Annotated in this window: 3 protein-coding genes; 2 read left to right on the forward strand and 1 reads right to left on the reverse strand. The window is 50.9% G+C overall.

The annotated features are described in order from the left end of the window. Positions 1–162: 162 nt before the first annotated feature. Positions 163–618 (reverse strand): hypothetical protein, encoded by a 456-nt coding sequence (locus HQL56_18570; protein MBF0311520.1) that lies wholly within the window; start codon positions 616–618, stop codon positions 163–165. Between the two features lie 679 nt (positions 619–1,297). Here HQL56_18570 and HQL56_18575 point away from each other — a divergent pair. Both HQL56_18575 and HQL56_18580 read left to right on the forward strand, forming a co-directional pair. Next, positions 1,298–1,678, forward strand: a complete 381-nt coding sequence (locus HQL56_18575) for an IS1 family transposase (protein ID MBF0311521.1) — start codon at positions 1,298–1,300, stop codon at positions 1,676–1,678. 36 nt (positions 1,679–1,714) lie between these two features. Then, positions 1,715–4,057, forward strand: coding sequence for a hypothetical protein (locus HQL56_18580; protein ID MBF0311522.1), 2,343 nt, complete (start codon positions 1,715–1,717; stop codon positions 4,055–4,057). Positions 4,058–4,216: the final 159 nt, after the last annotated feature.

Raw genomic sequence — 4,216 nt, forward strand, 5'->3', positions numbered from 1 at the left:
TCGGGGGGCGGGGGCGGGTCCGGAGGGGGGGCGGATCTCCGGGCCCATTCCTTCTCCCCCCCTGCCCCCCGTTTCCATCCGAACTCGACCGCGCCCGGGTTGAGGGTGGCCACCATTTCACGTTATGTGAAACGTGCGCTCGCGGGCGGCATTTTCGGGGGGTTACGATCCAAGATCGTGCGTCTCTTCCTTCGCTGACTGCAAGTTCAACGCCTTGTTCTTCGCCGTGATTTTCTTCTGAACTTGATCGGGATCGTAAACCTTCCCCAGGTAGATGCACTTCGACTTGCCGCCCACTTTCCGGAATGCGCGCCAGAACTCGCCCTGCTTCGCCCAGTTGATGCTCCAGCCGTCCAAGGTCCGGGGAACCTCCGACTCCGGGCGGGGTTCCGGGTTGTCCTTTTGCCGTGCGCCTGCCTCAAAGCCGGTCATGTAGCCGTCCTCCCAAAATTGAATGGCCGTCTTGGCCTTGGTGCGAAAGGTGTTCCAGGGGATGCTGCCAAAGGCGGCGTCCATCTGGAGGTATACCGCCCGAAGATCGTTGCCCGTGTTCAAGAGTCGGCGCAGCGGCTGGATGTTGGCAAGGAGGATTTGATCGGCGGTTTGCGGTTCTTCCATCGGCGGCGCTCCAGGTCAGATATTGTATCTGACTACAGAATATCTTACCGTATCTTACTTGTCAAGGGGTGAATATCTGCCAATATCTTACTATTTTTCGCCGCATCCTTATGTAAACATCTGCCCGTATCTTACCCATCTTGCCCTACCGATAGGAAAACATCTGCCCATATCTTACTCGCCTGGGCGCAACCTGGTTGCGGTCAGATATTGTATCTGACCGCAATATCTTACCATATCTTACTTACGCAAATTTCCGAACCGGGGTTCGGAATATTAGATATCGGCGATATTCTAATATTTGAGGGCAAGGCGGGTTCAACTCCCGCCACCTCCACCATTTTGATTTTACAGGGTTTTCTCCACGTCACGGCCACCTTTTGGGGTGGCCGTGGTCGTTTGAAAAACCCCAATGTTTCCAATGGTTAGCGGCCATGGTTCGAGAAACCACTTGGTCTCCCACCGGACCCGCCGGAGTCGGAAGTTGCCTTTCTCTTCTCTCCCTGCCAATATTCTCCAAAAGCTCTGGACTCACCCCCTGGTGAGTCCGACAAAACCGGACTCACTTTTCCGTCGCAATATCAAAGTTTAACATGAGTCGCTGATATTGGACTCGTTCGAGAGCCAACTTGGTTGCCATACGGGCGAGTAAGCGGTTAAACTTGGGTCCAGGAAAACGTTGCAGGATGGAATCTCCGACGAAATGGATATACTGTCCCCGGAATTCCAACTCATTGACTGGGAATGTGGCGGTCGTGATCGCGCCACCTTCCGACGCCTGAGAGATCGTCTCGCCCGTTGGGATGTGGACGCCTACTGCGCAGACCATTGGGGCGCCTACGCATCGGAGTTGCCTGACGACGTTCCGTTGATCCAAAGCAAGGCTGAAACGGTTGCCATTGAGCACAATAATGGACGGCAGCGCCACTGGTTTGCCCGATTCAGGCGGCGCACTGTTGTGGTCTCCAAGTCGCTGGAAATGGTGGACCTGACCATGGGCATCTTTGCCCGCTTTCATGTGAATGGCGACATCGAGGATGTCATATCATTCTTTAGTTAACACTATCAAATTCTATTGGTTCATAGAGGTTTTGTAATGAGCGAATCAAACACTATTTCCCTTAATGATCTTTCACACTCCTGTCCCAGTACCTTTTTACCAATTCTGGAGCCGGTCTTTCAGGTGAAGCACCTTCAGGATCTTATTGACCACAAACATTGGAAAAAGGACGTGGATAAATGGTTGGACGAATCAAGCCCTAAACAGGGCAACGAAATATGGCGTTTTTTTTGGAATTGCATTGACCTAATCAATCGAAGGGGCGTGAAAGGGAATGAAGAGCTTTCAATTTTCCTATTGTTAGGATGTAGAGACATTTATGCAGGTCGTTGGACATTCAGTAGTCCAAACCCTGTCCTTCCTCGACTTCTCCCGATTGCAGAAACAGTGAACCAAGATGACATCTCAGAACCCCTGTCAAACGCATTATCTGAGGCTGTTGTTTCAAATAGTAAATTTGATTTTTCACGACTCTCAGTTACGGTCGGAGAAAGCCAATGGTCCTTTGATGATGGTGATTTGGTGTTTGGGGGTAAATTGAGTGTTCGAGTCCCGGTTGATAGAAGGTTTGGATCGAGGGTTGAGTTTTTTGAAGAGCTTAGAAAAATTTGTCGTTTTGCAAATAGTTCGGAAGAATCATTTCGACTTTCTCGTTTTTTACACGAAACGATAGAAAAGAAATGGAATGATCTGAGGCATGATTTATTGAAAATTTGGGCGGACGAAAGAGAAGAAGAATGTTGGAGCAGGAAAAATATATCTTCCTGCTGTTTTATAGATTTTTATTCATTTGTGAGAGAAGATCAAAAATGCTTTGAGTATATAATCGAAAGAATCGACCTTTGCTATAATGATTTGACCTCTGCGGATTCATATAACAGAGATGACTATCGTTCGAAGTTCAGATATTGGTGTGATACACTGTCATGGATGCATCTCCCAGGAATTGACATTTCTCGGGTGCTTCTGGAAAAGTATGGCCCGGATTCAAACTCAGTTGATAGAATCGAGCTTTCGGAGTGCGTGTTTGATAAAATTTGGGGATGTGGGCCTACAAATGATCCAGTATTTTTTATATCTTTATATTATCATGAAAAAATGCTTTCAAAAAACCGGAACAGGCCAAAGGACCGTTGGGTCCGTATCAGTGAAAGCATAAAAAACATTGATAAGATTGATTTTGTTGGATGGATTGTTGAACGTTTTGAAGAATTACCATCCAGCGATTATTACTCCCGGCGCAGTGAGTTATTGTCCCGTTCCGATGAACGGGCCGCTTGGAGAATGGAAATCCTCGACCGGGTGAAGGGGAAGCAAGAATACCAGCGGATCGTGATCGAATTCTTCCTGTGGTGGTCCACTGGAACTGGTGCGGATGAAGCGGAACTCCTGGTGATCACCCTCTGCGAAGATCCATCCAATATCGACTTTGTACGGTCCCTTCTGTCCCACCCATCCAGGAAGGTTCAGTTACGGTCCCGGGCGATCATCGCCCTTCTGGAAAAGGATTTCTCCCAATTTTCAACCTCATTCCTCTCATCTTCGGAAAGGTCAGTCAGCCGGACCATTGCAAGCCTGCAATCCTTTGGTGATCCACCGAAGGAGGGCCACACCTGGATCGATGATCGAACCGTGGAGGAGATGCTAGTTGGGGCCATTTCCCGTGCCGAAGGCCAGTTCTGTCGGGAGTATCCGGACCAGTGGGGCCATGAAGAGGAGAGGCTTGTCGGCAGGCTGTTGGAATATCTGAGACAGGAACTTGGAAACGTCAACAGAACCATCCGGGATGCGCTCTCGCAGGGGTTTGGCTCTCCGGTCTCCATTGATCTTCAATACCGCGAAACCACCAAATCCGAAGAGGGGGCGGAGGGGGTTGGAACCGATACCTTTGGCGTGGATATCGCCCTGATTCTCCGGGTGGCGGCGGAAGGGGTCGTGGAGAGCGAGCGGGCGGTTTTCATCCAGGCCAAAAAGCTGGAACGCAGAAAAGATGATGGCCCCTGGGAACCCTCCTTCAAGATCAAGCCCGGTCAACGGGATGACCTGATCGAGCAAAGCGAATCATCCTTCTATCTGTTCCTGGCTCCCCCCATGATCCGGGAAGAGTGCTGGATGCTTCCGGCCCGGTTTGTACGCAACATCATGGAGTGCCGGAGAACCAAGGTAGCCCTGGAAAAAAACGCGGTGTCCAGGGGCGCACGATCCCTTTCCCACTGGCTTGTTTATGATGTGATCGGCCTGTGGACCGGGGACGAACGACCGGAAATCATTCAGAAAGCCGAGGGAGACCACAAGGGAAGGAAACCGCGTTTTCTGGTGGCGGTCACCGTTCGCAAGGGCAAGCGCCACTCGGAGGAATTCCCAGGACACCCCACTTAATTCCTGCCGTAACCATGTTGGTTGAGTTGGATCGGCTTCCCTGATCAGATGCGATGGAGCGACTGCATCACCTCCTCGATCTTCTCCAACTCCTCGACGATCACCTGCATGACCACGAACAGGGAGGCGGCGGGCGGTTCATCATCGGGGGCCGGGCGG

Source organism: Magnetococcales bacterium, assembly GCA_015231925.1.
In the GTDB taxonomy this organism is placed as follows: Bacteria; Pseudomonadota; Magnetococcia; order Magnetococcales; family JADGAQ01; genus JADGAQ01.